This window comes from Candidatus Nitronauta litoralis, from assembly GCA_015698285.1.
GTDB lineage: Bacteria > Nitrospinota > Nitrospinia > Nitrospinales > Nitrospinaceae > Nitronauta > Nitronauta litoralis.
In genome coordinates this window covers 2,457,118-2,473,125 of record CP048685.1, presented here as the reverse complement: position 1 = coordinate 2,473,125, position 16,008 = coordinate 2,457,118, and the positions used below count along the sequence as shown (strand labels likewise).

Below are 16,008 nucleotides of genomic sequence, written 5' to 3'. Positions count from 1 at the left end.
AGCAATTTGAATCTACTTTGAATTTCACTGTATAGTTTCAACATATCGCGGTGACCGCCAACTCTTGGCGTTTAACCAAATTTAGCCTGCCTGGGGGGGCATAAGGTATGGGCTCCTCCTTTTTAAGCAGGTCTGATCGACTGTTGCCGAGGAGCATAAAATGCCTGTCCAGCCTACCTATCCCGGTGTTTACGTAGAAGAAATTCCTAGTGGAGTCCGGCCAGTACCAAGCGTTAGTACTTCCATTGGTGCTTTTATCGGGAGCTTCCGTAAAGGCCTGCTCAATGAAGCAGTCCGAATTTTTAGTTGGGGAGACTTCGAGCGTGAGTATGGAGGTCTCGACCGAAACAGTGAAACTTCTTATGCGATCCAGCAGTTCTTTCTAAACGGTGGGACCCAGGCGGTAGTTGTCCGTGTTGCCGACACTGCAGCTCCTGACCTTCCAGGACCTCCGGTTGTACAGGTGAACGCCAACGCTGCAACAGTCACACTTGCCGCAGGAGCAAACAATTTAATTTTTACTGCAGGTCGCCGTATACGTGGTGAAAGTGCAGTGAACCCGGGAGAATGGGGAAATTCCCTGCGCGTTGAAGTCGACTATAATGCAAGTGACCCCGTTAACCAGTTCAATCTGACGATTCAGGAAGTGAGAACTGTTGGTGATCGCACTCTGGTCTTGCAGACCGAATCCTTTCGGAATCTCTCCATGGTGCCAGACACCCCTTTAAACGTAGTTGAAGTGGTGAATCAGGGATCAAAGCTTGTTCAGATAACCACTAATCCGCCTGTTCCAGTAGCGCCCTTCACTCGACCTGAATCCAATGGAACCTTGAGCGGGGCTCTGGACTCCCCCTTTGACATAAATGGCGTTGCAGTTCCCACGTATCCTTCTATCCCCGCAGACGGAGATGCTTTCAATATCAACATTGGAAATGGCATTCCTACAATCAACGGGACACTGAATTATGATGGCAGCACACCTACCACCTACCCGGCACTTCTCCCATTTATTGAGGGGATCATTCGCGATGCAGCAGATGACGCAACTGTCCCGGACGGATTGAAGCCTCTGTTGGCTGGAGCCCAGGTAAAACTGCTGGGAGATAACACCGCCGAGAACCCATCGCATTTCCATATCCAACTTGGACGGGCCGCACGTCCTTACGACGCTGCAACCACGGTTGTCTTCTCGGGTGCCGGGGCCACGGAAATGAATTTAACAGCGGTAGAAGGTGCCACTGAAAATGCACAACAAACGGCCCTTGCCGATGGAAGAGATGGTCCAGCACCTGCAGTTGGCACGACCTTTCGTCCGATCCCGGTTGGTTTTTTTCAGGGACAGCAGGCAGCAAAAACAGGATTGTATGCATTGGAAGATGTGGACCTGTTCAATATCCTTTGCATCCCGGAAGCCACCACCCTTGCGGCAACCGCCATGCGGACTCTTTACTCAGAGGCTATCTCCTATGTTGAGGACCGGCGCTCCATGCTGATCATCGACATACCAGCAAACGTGAACGACCTGGGCGATATGCAGACATGGCTTAACGAAAACAATGGGCTGCGTCATCCCAACACAGCGGTTTACTTTCCGAGAACCAACGTTGCCGATCCACTGAATGAAAATCGACCCAGATCTATTCCGTCATGTGGAGCAGCCGCCGGACTCTGGGCGCGTACGGATACCAATCGTGGCGTCTGGAAAGCACCTGCAGGTACGGAAGCCACGCTTCGCAATGTTGAGAGTCTGGCAGGCACTTTAACGGACCAGCAGAACGGTGTACTCAATCCCCTGGGTGCCAATTGCCTGAGAAACTTCCCTGTCTACGGCAACATCATCTGGGGTGCCAGAACTCTGGACGGTGCGGACCTGAGAGCTTCGGACTGGAAATACATTCCGGTACGGCGTACTGCCTTGTTCATTGAGGAAAGTCTGTTCCGGGGAACAAAGTGGGTTGTCTTCGAGCCAAACGATGAACCACTTTGGTCCCAGATTCGTCTGAACCTGGGTACTTTCATGCAAGACCTTTTTCGCAAAGGAGCATTCCAGGGGTCCACTCCCCGGGAAGCTTATTTTGTGAAATGTGATTCTGAAACGACAACGCAATCCGATATTGACAACGGCATCGTTAACATTGAAATCGGGTTTGCGCCGCTGAAACCGGCGGAATTCGTCATTCTAAAAATCCAGCAAATTGTTCGCCGACCAGAGGCGTAAGGAGATCCTGTCATGGCTGAATTCACAACCAATCCACGCCGGTTTGATCCCTACAAAAATTTCAAATTCAGGGTGAAATGGGACGGTCGGTATGTTGCAGGAATCAGTAAAGTAGGCTCCCTGAAAAGAAGCACAGAAGTGGTAGAACACCGCGAAGGCGGGGACCCTTCTACCGGCAGAAAATCGCCAGGGCGCACCAAGTATGAGGGAATCACACTCGAGCGTGGTGTCACCCACGACCTCGACTTCGAAAGATGGGCAAACAAAGTCTGGAATTTTGGAGCAGGGGCCGGTTCAGAAGTTTCCCTCGAGGATTTTCGTAAAGACATCATCCTTGATGTATTCAACGAGGCCGGGCAAAAAGTCATCTCATACAAAATCTACCGGTGTTGGGTATCGGAATATCAGGCCATGCCTGACCTGGATGCCAATGCAAACGCCGTCGCTATCCAGACAATCAAACTCGAAAATGAGGGTTGGGAGAGAGACGTCGAGGTTACGGAACCGGCAGAACCAAGCTTTAACGTTCCTGCCTGATTTTTAACCCGCTCTTCGGCACTGGAGATTGAGGGATGGCTTCGTTGATAAACGTGGAGTTGTGGGCAGGTTTGCCACATAACAATCAACGCCAAACGGTTGCCCGTTTGCGTCCTGTTACGGGCGAAGACGAGGCCGCCCTTCTGGATACGCCTACCCATTTGCTGCCAGCTGAAAAAGCCACCTTCCTGTTAACTCGTCTGCTGGACAGCATCGGTTCCCTTAAACCCATAAACGAAGAACATGTGCGGCAGTTGACGACGGGTGATCGAGAACGCCTCTTGTTTACCCTCTACTCCATAACGTTCTCCGAGGAAGTAGACCTCATTGCGCGCTGTCCCTTTGAGGAGTGCGGTACCATGTCTGAGATTACCCTTCCTCTAAGCAACCTTATTCATCCGGAACAAACCGAAAACCGGAAAGACTCATTCCAGTTTTTTGACTCAACCCAAGACCATTCCCTGACCATACGTTTTCGAATGCCTACCGGCTTTGACCAGGAAAAAATCGGGCGTCGTTTTCTAAAAAAGCCTGATAAAAACTTAGAACTGGAACTGGTCAAGGCCTGCATTCTGGAGATCTCCGACCAAAAGGGAAATACTATTCCACACCAATCCCTTTTGAAGGAATTGAAACCCCATCTGGAAAGTGCCTGGTCCGGTTTAGACCCGGCAAGTGATCCTTTCTCTAAAGTCCATTGCCCTGAATGTGGCCGTGAATACACAGCCGTTCTTGATGCATTCTCTCTCTTTTCCACCAGACTGGAAAACGGGGACGATATTTTTGATCAGGTTCACCGCCTGGCCCGGGTTTACCATTGGAGCGAAAGAGAAGTTTTAGGCCTGACCTTCGAGCGCCGGCAGCGCTATCTGGAAATCGTGGATTCAGAAGCGAGGCCATCATGACAGGCTTCATACAACGTCTTCTTTCACGGGGGACAGGACAAAACCCGCAACCCAATCAAGTCACGTTTCAACCGCGACCACGCTCCCGGTTCGAACTCAAGAAAACCGCAGCATTCTTTGATAACCCAACCCCAAATGAAACAAGTGGGAATGAAGAATCTGAATCTTCAAGAATAGAAACTCCTTCAGCCTTTCCAACACATCGACAGCCAAAACCCAAACCAACTTCAAAAAAAACAGCGTCGCTCCCGACGGCAGAAAGTCTGCATGCAGGAGACCAGGAAATGAAAAACCAGGAGGCCCCCCTCCCACTTTCCCGGAATGAGGACTCACCTTTAGCAGACAATACGACACCATCCAATTCAAACCAACCGGTTTCCGAAACGTTTGAAAGCGAGACAGGTAAAACTCAATCTATCAAGGAAGGAATTTTCAAAGCAACGCCAGAGGATCGACAGGGAACGCGAAACGTTCTTCCGGAAAAACTGGAACAAAAAACAATCGCAGACAAGAAATCAGAAAACCCATCGCCTCCCGGATCAATCAGGGAAAACCCTGTCACACAGCTTTTTAAAGTAATCGAGGAGCACAACTCCAGGGTTGCAGCGCAAGATAACGATCAAAATAATTTAGCCGTTGAAAACACATCAACAGCCAGAAAAAAAGAAGAACCGGAAGGCAGAACAACACCCAGACAAACACCAGATTTCATGAGTGAAACAAAAGCCCTGAAACCAATAGAAAACAAAACAGAACCAGTAGAGTCGCCGGAAAAAACAATTTCTCCTGGAGTGAATATTTCCATTGGACAAATTCAGGTGGAATTCGTTCAACCGGAACCGGGGATCAATCAACAACCAAAACCCACGATACAGAGAACAAGAGGGTTTGATGGGTATTCACGCGTCCGGCGCGGATACCCAAGTCGGTAATTCCCGATGGCTACGCATGCGGCAATGGCTGCGGTCAGTAGAACGATCAGGACGCTCCTTCTGGACCGAATGGTCGTGAGCAATCCTACTGTGACGATTGCCCCTCCAGACGTGGCGGTGACGGGGATAAACAGTGGACGGGTTAACCTTTATCTGTTTCAGGTTTTAGAAAACGCTGGACTGAAAAATCAGGAAATTCCGGGGGAAGGGCATCCGGCTGCATACGGCAGACCACCGTTATCGCTTAACTTGCGATATTTAATCACAACCCACAGCATGCTGGAAACCCAACCCGACGCAGACCTCAATTCACAAACTTTACTTGGGGATGCTATGCGCGTATTACACGATTTCGGAAATCAGATCGACACACTGACTATCAACAATACAAATGCAGGCCAGATAGGCGACCCCATACTCGACCCATTGCTGACAAACGAGTTTGAGCGTTTGAAAATTGTTTTGCATCCATCGAATCTGGATGATGTTACCAAGGTATGGTCTGCCTTGTCCGAATCCAATTTTCGTCGGTCGGTAATTTACGAGGCAACAGTGATACAGATTCAAACACCGCAAACCCGCGTACGCCCACAACCAGTCGAGACCCGCCGCATCATGGCCACTGTCCGACCGCGACCCGTGATTCTGGAAGCCTTTGTCACACCTGCACCTAATGGTCCGGAGGGCGAAGGCCGTGTGCGTATCGGAGACGAAATCACCCTCCTTTGCGAAAATGTGCTGGCTGAACGGGTTTACGTCCAACTGGGTGATCTGGACCCGATCCGTGTCAGTCCTTCCGGAGAGGGACGCATTCGTATCAATATTCCGGATAACCAGTACCCGGTGGACCTGGACAATCCTGCGACTCGTCCGATTCCCGCCGGGCAGCAACTGCAACCGGGAACTATAGAGATACAGGTTTTGACTGAGCATCCCGCAGATGGCGTGGAAGGAGATTTATTAAGCAGAGGAACCAACGTTCAGGAAAACCGTCGCTATTCCTCAAACTTTGCATTAATGCAATTGACTCCTCAAATCACGGGGGTTAACCCCGCAAATGGTCCGCTTGCAACAATTTTCATAGTCCAGGGGACACGACTTTGGCACAACCAGGCCCAGACTGCAGAAGTCATCATTGGTAATGCCGCAGTGACTATTCGACAACCTGGAGTTGGCGACCCATGGGCGGCTCCCACGCCAACCGAGGTTCAAATCCCGGTGTCGGATGTTTCGGGGATTTTAACTGTGCAGGGAGCAGGGGATCCACCCTATCCCGTTGCGGTGCAGGTAGATGGTGCCCGCAGTCGAGACGCAGGATTTACTTTTCACCTAGACCCTTGACCCATGACTGAAACGACACAAAATCAAATATCCGCCGAGAACCCCCAGGCAATCGAAAACTGGGTTCGGCTAAATAATGAGGTCATTCGCCTAGGTCTGGAATGGTTTCATCTGGTGTTGGAAGAGTACATCCAAAACCGCCGGTCCGAAATACCCCCATCAAACGGATCCTCAGAGAATCCTGTGATCACCGATCTTGCCGCTGACTGGCTTCTTCGATCCCTCAGAAGGGAAGAAAAATTACCCACCCCGGAGAAAATAAAAACTGCTCGCAATAATTTTGACAATGCACGCAAAAACATGGAGCAAACAGGGGAACCCAGCACCCTTGATCGTCTATCAAAAGCCTTTGGTCTCTCACCATTTGATGAAGATGTAATGGTGATGGGCCTTGCACCATTTGCCCAGGCCGGTTTCAGCGCTTTACTGGGTTATGCTCACGATAGATCCAACCTGAGCCAGGGGACTCCTCATCTGGCGCTGGCTCTTTTCACAAACGGAAATGAAGAATCCGAAGCACTGGCACGCGAACGGTTCTCTCCCAACTCCCCTTTACGCAGATATGCTCTTATCGAAACAGATCCTGAATCTACCGGTATGCTGGCACCTTTTCGACTGGGAGAACGAATCGGGAGGCTCTTTTTTGGTGAAGAGTACTGCGATTCGGCGGTGGAGCCTTTGTTAGGGCCGGTACCGGCAGGCCATTGCCCAACTCGCCATCAGGACCCGGTAAACAAATTAGCGCAGACTCTCGAGAAAAGAGGACTCAATGCGGCATTGATCCTGGGCCCAAAACGTTGTGGAAAATATATGGCTGCGGCCCGGCTTGCCGGAACATTCGGGATGAATCTGGTTGAAATGAAACCAAACAAATTATCTCCAAATTTTGCCACCAGACGCGCCCAGTTTAATGTTTTGTCGCGTGAAGCCATTCTGGGAAATGCCGCTGTGGTGATCAACTTATCTGCCCAAGGCAAATTCGACTCTGACGAAAAAAAACAAACCGCATTGTCTGCTGCGGAAGATGCATTGCGATATCTTGAATCACTTGTCATTGTGATTTCTGATGAACACCCCGAACTTCCGGACTGGTTACCTCTACTGAATTTACATGCCCTGACCGCATTGGATCGGATGGATATCTGGTCCCGGGAATTAGCCGAGGGTATTACCATAACCCATGATGAAATCGAAGCCTTGTCAGAGCATTTTGCCTTGGGCCCTGGAGAAATCGCCTCGCTTTGTAAAACCATGCAGACAGATGATCCCTCTGAATACTGGTCTTCAGGTCGCAAGATCGCGAGTCGTGGATTAGATGATCTCGCAGAAAAAATTGAATCCGGCTTTACATGGGAGGACTTACAACTTCCTGAAGATCTGATGCATGATCTGAAAGCGATAGCAGCACAGGTCCGTCATCGTTCTGATGTCTATAATCGTGGCGGATTCGGACGCAAACTCATTAGAGGAAGGGGAGTTTCTGTCTTGTTTGCGGGTTCCAGTGGTGTTGGCAAAACAATGGCGGCGGAAGTGATCGCAAATGAACTGGACCTGGGTCTTTACAAAATTGATTTGTCCAGTGTGATTTCCAAATACATTGGCGAGACGGAAAAAAATCTGAAACGGGTATTCGATGCAGCTGAAGCCGGAGGGGCAGTGCTGTTCTTCGATGAAGCGGATGCCCTTTTTGGTAAACGCAGCGAAGTAAAAGACAGTCACGACCGTTATGCCAACATCGAAGTCAGCTATCTCTTGCAACGAATGGAATCCTATAAAGGGCTGTCTATCCTTGCCACCAACATGAAAAGCCATATCGACGTCGCTTTCCTACGCCGGTTGCGTTTTGTAATCGACATTCCATTCCCAAGTGTTTCACTTAGAACAGCTATTTGGCAACGTGCGTTTCCCGAAGAAACCAAAACAGAAAATCTCGATTTTTCAGCACTGGGTCGACTGGAACTGGCAGGAGGCAACATTGTCGTCATTGCAGTCAACGCTGCATTCCTGGCTGCCGCAGAAGGGGCTCCCGTAAACATGAGCCATATTGCACGCTCGGCACAATCTGAAATGCGCAAACTGGACAAGGAACCCCGAATTCCCTGGATATAAAAAAATGAAGAAACAAACACCGCTGAAGGTATCCGTTAAAACAGGAGAAGTTCGAATAAAAGGACACGGCTCCTCTGCCATAGCGAACCAAAAGGCAAATTCTGTCTCAAAAGGTTTAGAACACGCTGTCCGGAAAATGTTCCATGGCCAAGGACTGCGGGGGAACCTTCACCTTGAAAAAGTCAAAGTCAGAATTCCCCAGGATGCCAATGATCAGCAAATATCCAGTTTGTTTGAGAAGGCCCTTGAGGACTCCATGCAAACTGACGGAGGTCGACATGGGTAGATTTGGTTCTGCAAGAAAAGTAAATGAAAATGCTCAGCCCAGAGTTTCAAACTCCCCGAGGAACCTGACATCGAATACCATTCCCCTTTCTTCCAGCAATCAGGTGTTGCAAAGGAAAGTCCGGGTAGGTTCCGCCAACGACCCACAAGAGGCCGAAGCTGATCGGGTAGCTGATGCCGTGGTCAAAGGTGGAGAAGCTTCTTCATTATCAAATTCCGGAATGAATTCTGTTCAACGCAAGTGCACCCAATGCACGGAAGAAGATTCTCCTGCTATCCAACGGCAGGAAGAAGAGGAAGAAGAAATGCAGGCCAAACCTGCTGAGAGTGGATTGATCCAACGGCAGGAAGAAGAGGAAGAAGAAATGCAGGCCAAACCTGCTGAGAGTGGATTGATCCAACGGCAGGAAGAAGAGGAAGAAGAAATGCAGGCCAAACCTGCTGAGGGTGGATTGATCCAACGACAGGAAGAAGAGGAAGAAGAAGAATTGCAGGCCAAGGCTGGTTCTGGAGGAACCTGTTCGGCTTGTTCAAATGGTCCGGGCGATTCTGCAGCATCTTCTGTTAAATCTGGAGGAAGGCCTTTGTCGGAGTCCGACCGGTCTTATTTTGAACCCCGGTTCGGGCGTGATTTTTCTGATGTTCGTGTACACACGCACTCCTCGGCTGAGAAAGCTGCAGGAAGCATAAACGCCAAGGCTTTTACTCTCGGAAATAATATTGCATTTGGATCAGGACAATTCTCCCCCAACTCAGCATCAGGTCGCCACCTGCTGGCACACGAATTGGCGCATGTTGTCCAGCAAAAAGGGGGCGGCCAAAAAACTGTCCGACGTACTGTATCCAAACATTCCAAATGCAAACCCAGCGTTAACAGTGCCCCCTCCAAACCGCTGGACAGGTTAAAAAAAATTGATGCGAAAGCCCGGGTCTTTGCACAGGTCATGGGGTTGGGGATGGCCTTAACTTCAGTAGACCCCGTTCTTTTTTCAAAGGATGTTAAAAAATTCACAAAACGGTTTGGCAAAGCGCCGGCCAAAGGGAAGAGGTTTAGAAACCGGTTTAACAATAAAACGTTTCCCACTCAGGATAAAGCGATCTTATCCGAAATGAATTCTACCTCGGACTTGTTTATTGGTGTGGCCAATCGTTTATCCAGGCCGATTGTTTATCGTTGCCCGGGGACCAAAACCATTAATTTAGAAAATTGCAGGGATAAATGTGAAGCTAACGACGTGGCCTGGGTATGCGCCGGAACCAGCATGAGCCAAATGGCTGTGTGTCCTGGCTTCTGGGGTATGTCAGACGATCAACTCGCTGGTGCTCTGATCCATGAAGTCATGCACGCACGGTTTAATAGAAAAGGTCATCCTGAAAATGTAAAGAAAAGGCATCGTAATCCGGAATGTTTCACCAGCCTTACGGCTGACACTATGGGATTTACGCCCTTTGATGTGCGTTGTCCGAAAATTCCATAACTAAAGTTTAAAAAACTAATGAAACAAAAATACTTTTTTAACAACTTGAAAGAATATCGAATCAACGAGGGTCTGGAGATTTGAGCATGGAACGAAGTCCAAAAGTTCTAAAGGGAGGGATTGTTTCCTACACACTACCTGAGCTTCTCCCGACGATAATCATTTTCCAATACAACCCCGATGAGGTATCGCGCAGCATCCAGGCAGGCAGTGGCCAGGGTGGAGGAAAGGGCGATGCGAACCGGGTCAACGGTCCTCCTCAGGAAACCCTGAGTTTTTCAGTAGAAATCGATGCCACCGATCAACTGGAAAAGCCATCGGATAATCCCTTAACCGTCGACAACGGATTGCACCCGGCTATCGCTGCCTTGGAACAACTGGTGTACCCGTCTTATCCGGCGGTCATAGCCAACGAAGCACTCGCACTTGCGGGAAGCGCGTTCATTCTCGGTGAGCAGGCTCCTCTCGCCTTTCTTGTCTGGGGAGAAAAACGCGTTTTACCAGTCAAGCTCAGCAGCCTTTCCATCAAAGAAGAGGCATTTGACCAGAGACTCAACCCGATTCGCGCCAAGGCAGACCTCTCACTTCAGGTTCTGACCTATCGCGATCTGGACATCACCAACCCGGGGTACTGGGTTTATATGGCATCGTTCACACAAAAGGAAGTCATGGCCTCACTCAACACAGTAGCAGGCCCGACTGGCCTGAGTGGACCTTTATAGGAGACGCTTATGTTTTTTAGAGGAAGCCGCTACGAGCCCGTCAAAGATGCCGAAATTGAGACAGGAGAAGGTCGACTGATTCGGTACAAGCGCATGCGATTCATTCCGGATGTTAATGGAAGCCTGTCCTACCAGGTAAAAGAAGGGGACCGACCAGATCTGGTTGCATTCAACATAATTGGAGATCCTGAGCATTTCTGGCGATTGTGCGATGTCAACAAAACCCAGCGACCCGTTGATTTAACCGATAGTCCAGGCAGTCGAATTTCGATTTCAGGTCCAGATGGAGGTTTTGGCGGATGAGTTTGTTTCCTTCATTTTTTGTCATTCAGGTCGGCTTCGCTCCGCTTCCCGTTCCGCTGATGCAGGCGTTGCGGCAAATCGAAGTTGAAACTACCGTCGGACAAGCTTCCATATTCCGGCTTCACTTTGATCTCAGCCGTAACAGTTTTGGCGATCTGGATGCCCTGGCAATTGATATTTTCCGGCCTCTTGTACCGATCACAATTCGTGTAGCTGCTGGACTGCCCATTCCCCAAACAATCATCAACGGTTTCATAAAAGATTCCAAAGTTTCGGCTTCAAATACTCCGGGATCTTCCACACTTGAAGTAGTAGGAATGGATGCTCTTGGAACAATCATGACCCATATCCAGCAACCTTTTCCATGGCCAAACTCCCCGGACAGCGTAATCGCCACTGCAATTTTCGGGAAGTACACCATGATTCCCATGGTCATACCAACACCGCCAACACGGACCATACTGGACACAACGACCACACAGCGCACTCACGATGCGAAAATTCTTTTTGATATGGCGGAATGCCATGGATACGAAGTATTCATTCAACCCGACCCGATTATCGGCAAAGACATCGGGCACTTTCATCCACCGTTCATCACTGTACCGCCCCAGGGGGTTCTTTCCATTGACTTTGGAACCCAAACCAATCTCAACAGCTTTTCGGTTTCTAACGACATGCTGAAACCAACTTCCCTGGTTTCCGCCTCGGTTGACCCAAACACACGGGCACCGATCCCGGTAGTGGGGCCTGTATCTACCGATTTGCCAATGGGCCTGGAACCCACTCTGCTCCGCATTGTTCCACCCCCGATTGAACGCCCCAAGGGAACGGACGCAGCCAACCCAGCGGAGGCGCAACTAAAGGTCATGGCTCGGGCCACCGAAAGCAGCCGTGCTATCACAGCAAATGGAGAAGTGGATGGACTCAAATACAATCGCCCGCTAATGGCCGGCTTACCGGTTCTGGTTCGGGGTGCGGGACGACAAAACAGTGGTCTGTACTATGTCACATCAGTAAATCACAGGATTTCACGTGACGATTACACGCAAAGCTTCTCCGCTTACCGCAATGCCGTCGGTCTTACCGGAGCGGAAGTATTTATAGACCCACTGGCCGCAGCTATTTAGGAGGAAAGATTTTATGGCAGAAGAAGGAACAGATTCCAGAGATCGGGTTTTCGGTAAGTTTGCCGGAACAGTTGTCAACAATGTTGATCCCCTGAGCCTGGGCAGACTTCAGGCGTTTGTCCCTGAGGTACTGGGAGAAGTTCCCACAGGCTGGGCCAAGCCCTGCGTTCCTTATGCAGGAACCACCTCAGGATTTTTCTCGCTCCCTCCCATTGGGGCCGGGGTATGGATCGAGTTTGAAGCGGGGGATGTTTCGAGGCCCATTTGGGCAGGTTGTTTCTGGGGATCAGCGGAGCCCCCAATGGCACCCCCGGCCAGTCCTCCACTTCCCACTACTAAAATTTGGCGAAGCGAAATGGGAATGACGGCGGTCATGGATGATGTTTTGCAAACCATCACCATCACGGATTCAACCGGACTCAACCAGGTTGAAGTCAGTGCACTGGGAACGGTAACCGTAAAGGGAGCAGCGAGGGTGGTGCTGGACGGCCCACTCATTCAGGAAGGAAGCCAGACGGCCGCGCACCCCTCAGTTCTGGGAGACCAGTTGATGACGTATCTCACACAGATCGTCACCATGTTTAACTCCCACGTTCACCCGGGTGAACTTGCGGCGGGTTTTATCCCGGTGACTCCGGCTCCGCCTGTTGCACCGATGACGCCGCCAACACCTGCTTTGCTGTCACTCAAAGTTTTTCTAGAGTAAAAGGAGTTTTTAATGGGAGACAACTGGAAACCAGGAAATCTGAATAACGATAAGACAGACTATTCGGAATTTGTTAACTCCATGGCCAGCACAATAGAGCAGGAGTTAAATTCATTAATGGTCATGGATGGAATCGATGGACTCAGTATGGACTCGAATGACGAATCCATTCGCGATCGGCGACGTTTGTTTGTTGCGATTGCCCGGGGAGTGGTCCGGCATCTTAAAGAAAACAAAGACGCCATCAAAATCGCATTACCTGAGGCGATTGAATTACCTAAAAATATAACGCCGAACGATATTCAAACCACGGGCTTGTGATGTTTACAGAAAAACCTTTTACGGATTTTCCTTTCACGATTGATGAGCGGGGACGCAGTGCATCTACCAATGAAGACGATCATGTGCGGGATCTGATTTTCCAGGTGCTGTTCACCTCACCTGGTGAACGGGTCAACCGTCCTGAATTTGGTTGTGGTCTCAAACAGTTGGTGTTTGCACCCGGATCAGATGCCCTTGCGGCAGCCACGGAACAACTCGTTCATGGTTCCCTCATTCGCTGGTTGGATCCCGTAGTGGCTGTTGAGGAAGTAACTGTTGAAATTGATGATGCTGAGTTAAAAGTACGCGTGGGTTATTCAAGACGCGACACCGGTGAAAAACGGGAAGATGTTTTCCGCCACCCCATTCCATAAGGAATCGAAATGGTCGTATCAAGAGACAAAATGCTGGGCTGTAAAGATGAGCGTCGATCTGGAGTGCTTAGAAATCCGGATCACCCACTGAATGGCATCGACTTTGTCGAATTTAGAAAACACGCGGTGGGACCTAAATACAGGCTGGAGGTTACTTTTCTTAAACCACTTCCGGCAGCCCCGGCTCTCACTGATAGCGATTTCGAAATTTTAGGGGGTGTACGCGTTGTCGGCATTAAGGTGGAAGGTATCGATACGGTTCCTGGTGAACCTGCACGATTGACGGTCTTTGTCAGTGAAGAAGGTGATTTTTCGAACTACATATTGCGGGTCAGTCATCCCGAAATGGACCTTGAACGTTCCGAGGCAAGGTTCGGGTTCCGGACAGGTTGCCCAACTGAGTTCGACTGCCGGGTGAATTCCGATTGTCCACCCGAAATTTACGATGAACCTGCGTTGGATTATCAGGCTAAGGATTACCAGAGTTTTCGCAGGTTGATGATCGATTTAATTGATTTACGCAATCCCGGCTGGCAGGAACGGTTGCCTGCTGACTTGGGAATGGCACTTGTCGAGTTGCTGGCATATGCCGGTGATTACCTGAGTTATTTTCAGGATGCTGGTCCTGGTACCGAAAGTTATCTCGACACCTGCTTGCATCGCATTTCAGCCCGCCGGCATGCCAGGCTCATTGACTATCGCATGCACAATGGGCGCAATGCCGTCACCTATATACACTTTGAAGCTCAAAACGGAACAAACGGGATTGTTCCCGCCGGAACCCTGCTCACAACGAAAATCAGCCACCCTTTAATTGGGGAAACAGCTCCTCCTGCCGCTGTCATCCCGGTTACCGCCCAGTTTGATTCTGATCCGGCGCTGACAGGAGCCACTTTGTTCGAAACGACGACTCCGATAGAAGTGGACTCGTTGCACAACGAACTGCGCATTCATACCTGGAATGACACTCTGTGTTGCCTCGGGAAGGGAACAACCCAGGTGTACCTCTATGCGTTAACAGGAAACGGACCAATTCAAACGGCAGAAAGACCAAATTTTAAAGAAGGTGATTACCTCCTGCTGGAAGAAATTTTAAGCCCCTCAACAGGAGTAAAAGCGGATGCCGACAAGGACCATCGACAGGTCGTACGAATTACTTCGGTGAATGACGAAACTGTCGATGCAGCATTCACCAATGAAATTCAGAATGGAGAACTGACTCCCCGTCTTAATCCCCCGAATCCAGGGGATCCTTTTCCACCCGCGTTGCCCCTGCAACTGGTGACCTGGGATGAGGTGGATGGTTTGAACTTTCCCTTATGCCTGTCAGCCCAGGCCGATGATGGGGATCCCATCGGCCCCGTGGCAGTAGCACGGGGAAATATTGCGCCTGCCGACCATGGACGAACAGTACGACGGGATTCGCAAAACGGTGAAGTGGGTTTACCCGGTGGAGAGTCCAGTCGCATTTTGCCCTTACTGCCTTTGCCCGATGCTCCCCTGACCCACCAGGGAGGAATGCCGAATGCGCCTCGCTTCACTTCAGAAGGGAAATTGATCCAGGGCAGGCATGATTTATTCCAACCCGCTTATAAAGCAGAACCTGCCGTAACCATTAAGCTCAAAGAAGAAAATGGGGATGAGGAATGGTGGACTCCGGTACCGAATTTACTCGATAGTGGTCCCTATGACATACACTTTGTTGCAGAAGTCGACAACAATGGTCAGGCCATCCTGCGCTTTGGCGATGATCAATACGGGCGCCGACCAAAAAGCATCACCCAGGTGCAGGCCCGTTACCGCATAGGCAATGGGACATCTGGCAACATTGGGCGCGAATCGTTAGTCCATGTTGTCCAACCCACCCCTGAAGAACTTCAAGATCCAGAAAATCCTGGAGTCGTTCAAAATTTTGCGGCTATTGAAAATGTCTACCAACCACTTGTTGCAAGCCTGGGGACCCAACCCGAATCGATTGAAGAGGTTCGCCAACAGGCTCCGGAAGCATTCCGAGCAATAATGTATCGCGCAGTCACCGTTGAAGACTGGCAGGAAGCCGCCATGCGCCACGAAGGTGTGGCTGGTGCCAAGGCCCGCTTTAGATGGACAGGTAGTTGGCACACGGTATTTGTGGCAATTCACCCACGTAAAGAATCGAACCTGGTCCGGCTTCCCGGCGGAGGACTTACGCTTGCAAAAGATTTTGAAAAAAATATCAAGAGCCACCTGGTTCCATTCAAACTGGCAGGCTACGATCTCAAGGTCAAAGCTGCAATTTATGTCCCACTAGAGATTGACATCAGGCTGTGTGTGTCACCGGGGAATTTCCGTGGCGACATTCTGCGTGCGGTTTCAGAACGCCTGTCAAACAAGCAATTTGCAGATGGGGCCCGAGGATTTTTTCATCTTCTCGAATTTAATTTCGGCGACCCTGTTTACCTGTCAAAACTGTACGCCGCCATTGAAGAAATTCCAGGCGTGGAATCTGCACGAGTCGAGGTATTCAAGCGTTACTGGTTTGATGCCAACGATGAATTGGAGAAAGGACGGATCCCCATGGGGCCCTTCGAAATTCCTCAACTCGACAACGATCCCAATTTCCCGGAAAACGGTGTGCTACGCCTGACCGCCGTGGGAGGCCAATAAC

Annotated in this window: 15 protein-coding genes; all 15 read left to right on the top strand. The window is 50.1% G+C overall.

All coding sequences use genetic code 11. From position 1 onward, the window contains the following. Positions 1 to 160: 160 nt before the first annotated feature. The 15 genes from G3M70_11235 (at position 161) to G3M70_11165 (ending at position 16,007) form a co-directional block, all read left to right on the top strand. Positions 161 to 2,218 (top strand): phage tail protein, encoded by a 2,058-nt coding sequence (locus G3M70_11235; protein QPJ62411.1) that lies wholly within the window; start codon positions 161 to 163, stop codon positions 2,216 to 2,218. 12 nt (positions 2,219 to 2,230) lie between these two features. After that, positions 2,231 to 2,755 (top strand): phage tail protein, encoded by a 525-nt coding sequence (locus G3M70_11230; GenBank protein ID QPJ62410.1) that lies wholly within the window; start codon positions 2,231 to 2,233, stop codon positions 2,753 to 2,755. A 35-nt stretch (positions 2,756 to 2,790) separates the two neighbouring features. After that, entirely contained in the window at positions 2,791 to 3,660 is an 870-nt protein-coding gene (locus G3M70_11225) for a hypothetical protein (protein QPJ62409.1), read from the top strand. Beyond that, complete coding sequence (locus G3M70_11220; GenBank protein QPJ62408.1) at positions 3,657 to 4,592, top strand: hypothetical protein; 936 nt, start codon at positions 3,657 to 3,659, stop codon at positions 4,590 to 4,592. The genes G3M70_11225 and G3M70_11220 overlap by 4 nt, the downstream gene beginning before the upstream one ends. 6 nt (positions 4,593 to 4,598) lie before the next feature. Next, positions 4,599 to 5,933, top strand: a complete 1,335-nt coding sequence (locus G3M70_11215) for a DUF4255 domain-containing protein (protein QPJ62407.1) — start codon at positions 4,599 to 4,601, stop codon at positions 5,931 to 5,933. A gap of 3 nt (positions 5,934 to 5,936) precedes the next feature. After that, positions 5,937 to 8,042: an ATP-binding protein gene (locus G3M70_11210; GenBank protein QPJ62406.1), complete on the top strand. Its 2,106-nt coding sequence runs from the start codon at positions 5,937 to 5,939 to the stop codon at positions 8,040 to 8,042. 4 nt (positions 8,043 to 8,046) lie between these two features. Then, on the top strand, positions 8,047 to 8,328 hold the full coding sequence (locus G3M70_11205) for a hypothetical protein (protein ID QPJ62405.1): 282 nt from the start codon (positions 8,047 to 8,049) through the stop codon (positions 8,326 to 8,328). A 304-nt stretch (positions 8,329 to 8,632) separates the two neighbouring features. After that, on the top strand, positions 8,633 to 9,805 hold the full coding sequence (locus G3M70_11200) for a DUF4157 domain-containing protein (GenBank protein ID QPJ63791.1): 1,173 nt from the start codon (positions 8,633 to 8,635) through the stop codon (positions 9,803 to 9,805). A gap of 86 nt (positions 9,806 to 9,891) precedes the next feature. Then, on the top strand, positions 9,892 to 10,527 hold the full coding sequence (locus G3M70_11195) for a hypothetical protein (protein ID QPJ62404.1): 636 nt from the start codon (positions 9,892 to 9,894) through the stop codon (positions 10,525 to 10,527). Positions 10,528 to 10,536: 9 nt separating this feature from the next. Beyond that, positions 10,537 to 10,830, top strand: a complete 294-nt coding sequence (locus G3M70_11190) for a hypothetical protein (GenBank protein ID QPJ62403.1) — start codon at positions 10,537 to 10,539, stop codon at positions 10,828 to 10,830. Then, positions 10,827 to 11,960, top strand: a complete 1,134-nt coding sequence (locus G3M70_11185; GenBank protein QPJ62402.1) for a hypothetical protein — start codon at positions 10,827 to 10,829, stop codon at positions 11,958 to 11,960. The genes G3M70_11190 and G3M70_11185 overlap by 4 nt, the downstream gene beginning before the upstream one ends. Before the next feature lie 13 nt (positions 11,961 to 11,973). Next, the gene (locus G3M70_11180) at positions 11,974 to 12,666 is read left to right on the top strand and encodes a hypothetical protein (GenBank protein QPJ62401.1); all 693 of its coding nucleotides are present in this window, start codon (positions 11,974 to 11,976) and stop codon (positions 12,664 to 12,666) included. Positions 12,667 to 12,678: 12 nt separating this feature from the next. Continuing rightward, on the top strand, positions 12,679 to 12,987 hold the full coding sequence (locus G3M70_11175) for a hypothetical protein (GenBank protein ID QPJ62400.1): 309 nt from the start codon (positions 12,679 to 12,681) through the stop codon (positions 12,985 to 12,987). Further along, positions 12,987 to 13,361, top strand: coding sequence for a GPW/gp25 family protein (locus G3M70_11170; GenBank protein QPJ62399.1), 375 nt, complete (start codon positions 12,987 to 12,989; stop codon positions 13,359 to 13,361). Before G3M70_11175 ends, G3M70_11170 begins: the two co-directional genes overlap by 1 nt. 9 nt (positions 13,362 to 13,370) lie before the next feature. Further along, positions 13,371 to 16,007: a hypothetical protein gene (locus G3M70_11165; GenBank protein QPJ62398.1), complete on the top strand. Its 2,637-nt coding sequence runs from the start codon at positions 13,371 to 13,373 to the stop codon at positions 16,005 to 16,007. Position 16,008 lies beyond the last annotated feature (1 nt).

What these genes read in the sequence shown, in the direction of transcription:
- G3M70_11210 (QPJ62406.1), top strand. Translation starts at nt 5,937, where the DNA reads ATGACTGAAACGACACAAAATCAAATATCCGCCGAGAACCCCCAGGCA.
- G3M70_11185 (QPJ62402.1), top strand. Translation starts at nt 10,827, where the DNA reads ATGAGTTTGTTTCCTTCATTTTTTGTCATTCAGGTCGGCTTCGCTCCG.
- G3M70_11195 (QPJ62404.1), top strand. Translation starts at nt 9,892, where the DNA reads ATGGAACGAAGTCCAAAAGTTCTAAAGGGAGGGATTGTTTCCTACACA.
- G3M70_11175 (QPJ62400.1), top strand. Translation starts at nt 12,679, where the DNA reads ATGGGAGACAACTGGAAACCAGGAAATCTGAATAACGATAAGACAGAC.
- G3M70_11230 (QPJ62410.1), top strand. Translation starts at nt 2,231, where the DNA reads ATGGCTGAATTCACAACCAATCCACGCCGGTTTGATCCCTACAAAAAT.
- G3M70_11190 (QPJ62403.1), top strand. Translation starts at nt 10,537, where the DNA reads ATGTTTTTTAGAGGAAGCCGCTACGAGCCCGTCAAAGATGCCGAAATT.
- G3M70_11180 (QPJ62401.1), top strand. Translation starts at nt 11,974, where the DNA reads ATGGCAGAAGAAGGAACAGATTCCAGAGATCGGGTTTTCGGTAAGTTT.
- G3M70_11170 (QPJ62399.1), top strand. Translation starts at nt 12,987, where the DNA reads ATGTTTACAGAAAAACCTTTTACGGATTTTCCTTTCACGATTGATGAG.
- G3M70_11220 (QPJ62408.1), top strand. Translation starts at nt 3,657, where the DNA reads ATGACAGGCTTCATACAACGTCTTCTTTCACGGGGGACAGGACAAAAC.
- G3M70_11165 (QPJ62398.1), top strand. Translation starts at nt 13,371, where the DNA reads ATGGTCGTATCAAGAGACAAAATGCTGGGCTGTAAAGATGAGCGTCGA.
- G3M70_11215 (QPJ62407.1), top strand. Translation starts at nt 4,599, where the DNA reads ATGGCTACGCATGCGGCAATGGCTGCGGTCAGTAGAACGATCAGGACG.
- G3M70_11205 (QPJ62405.1), top strand. Translation starts at nt 8,047, where the DNA reads ATGAAGAAACAAACACCGCTGAAGGTATCCGTTAAAACAGGAGAAGTT.
- G3M70_11225 (QPJ62409.1), top strand. Translation starts at nt 2,791, where the DNA reads ATGGCTTCGTTGATAAACGTGGAGTTGTGGGCAGGTTTGCCACATAAC.
- G3M70_11200 (QPJ63791.1), top strand. Translation starts at nt 8,633, where the DNA reads ATGCAGGCCAAACCTGCTGAGAGTGGATTGATCCAACGGCAGGAAGAA.
- G3M70_11235 (QPJ62411.1), top strand. Translation starts at nt 161, where the DNA reads ATGCCTGTCCAGCCTACCTATCCCGGTGTTTACGTAGAAGAAATTCCT.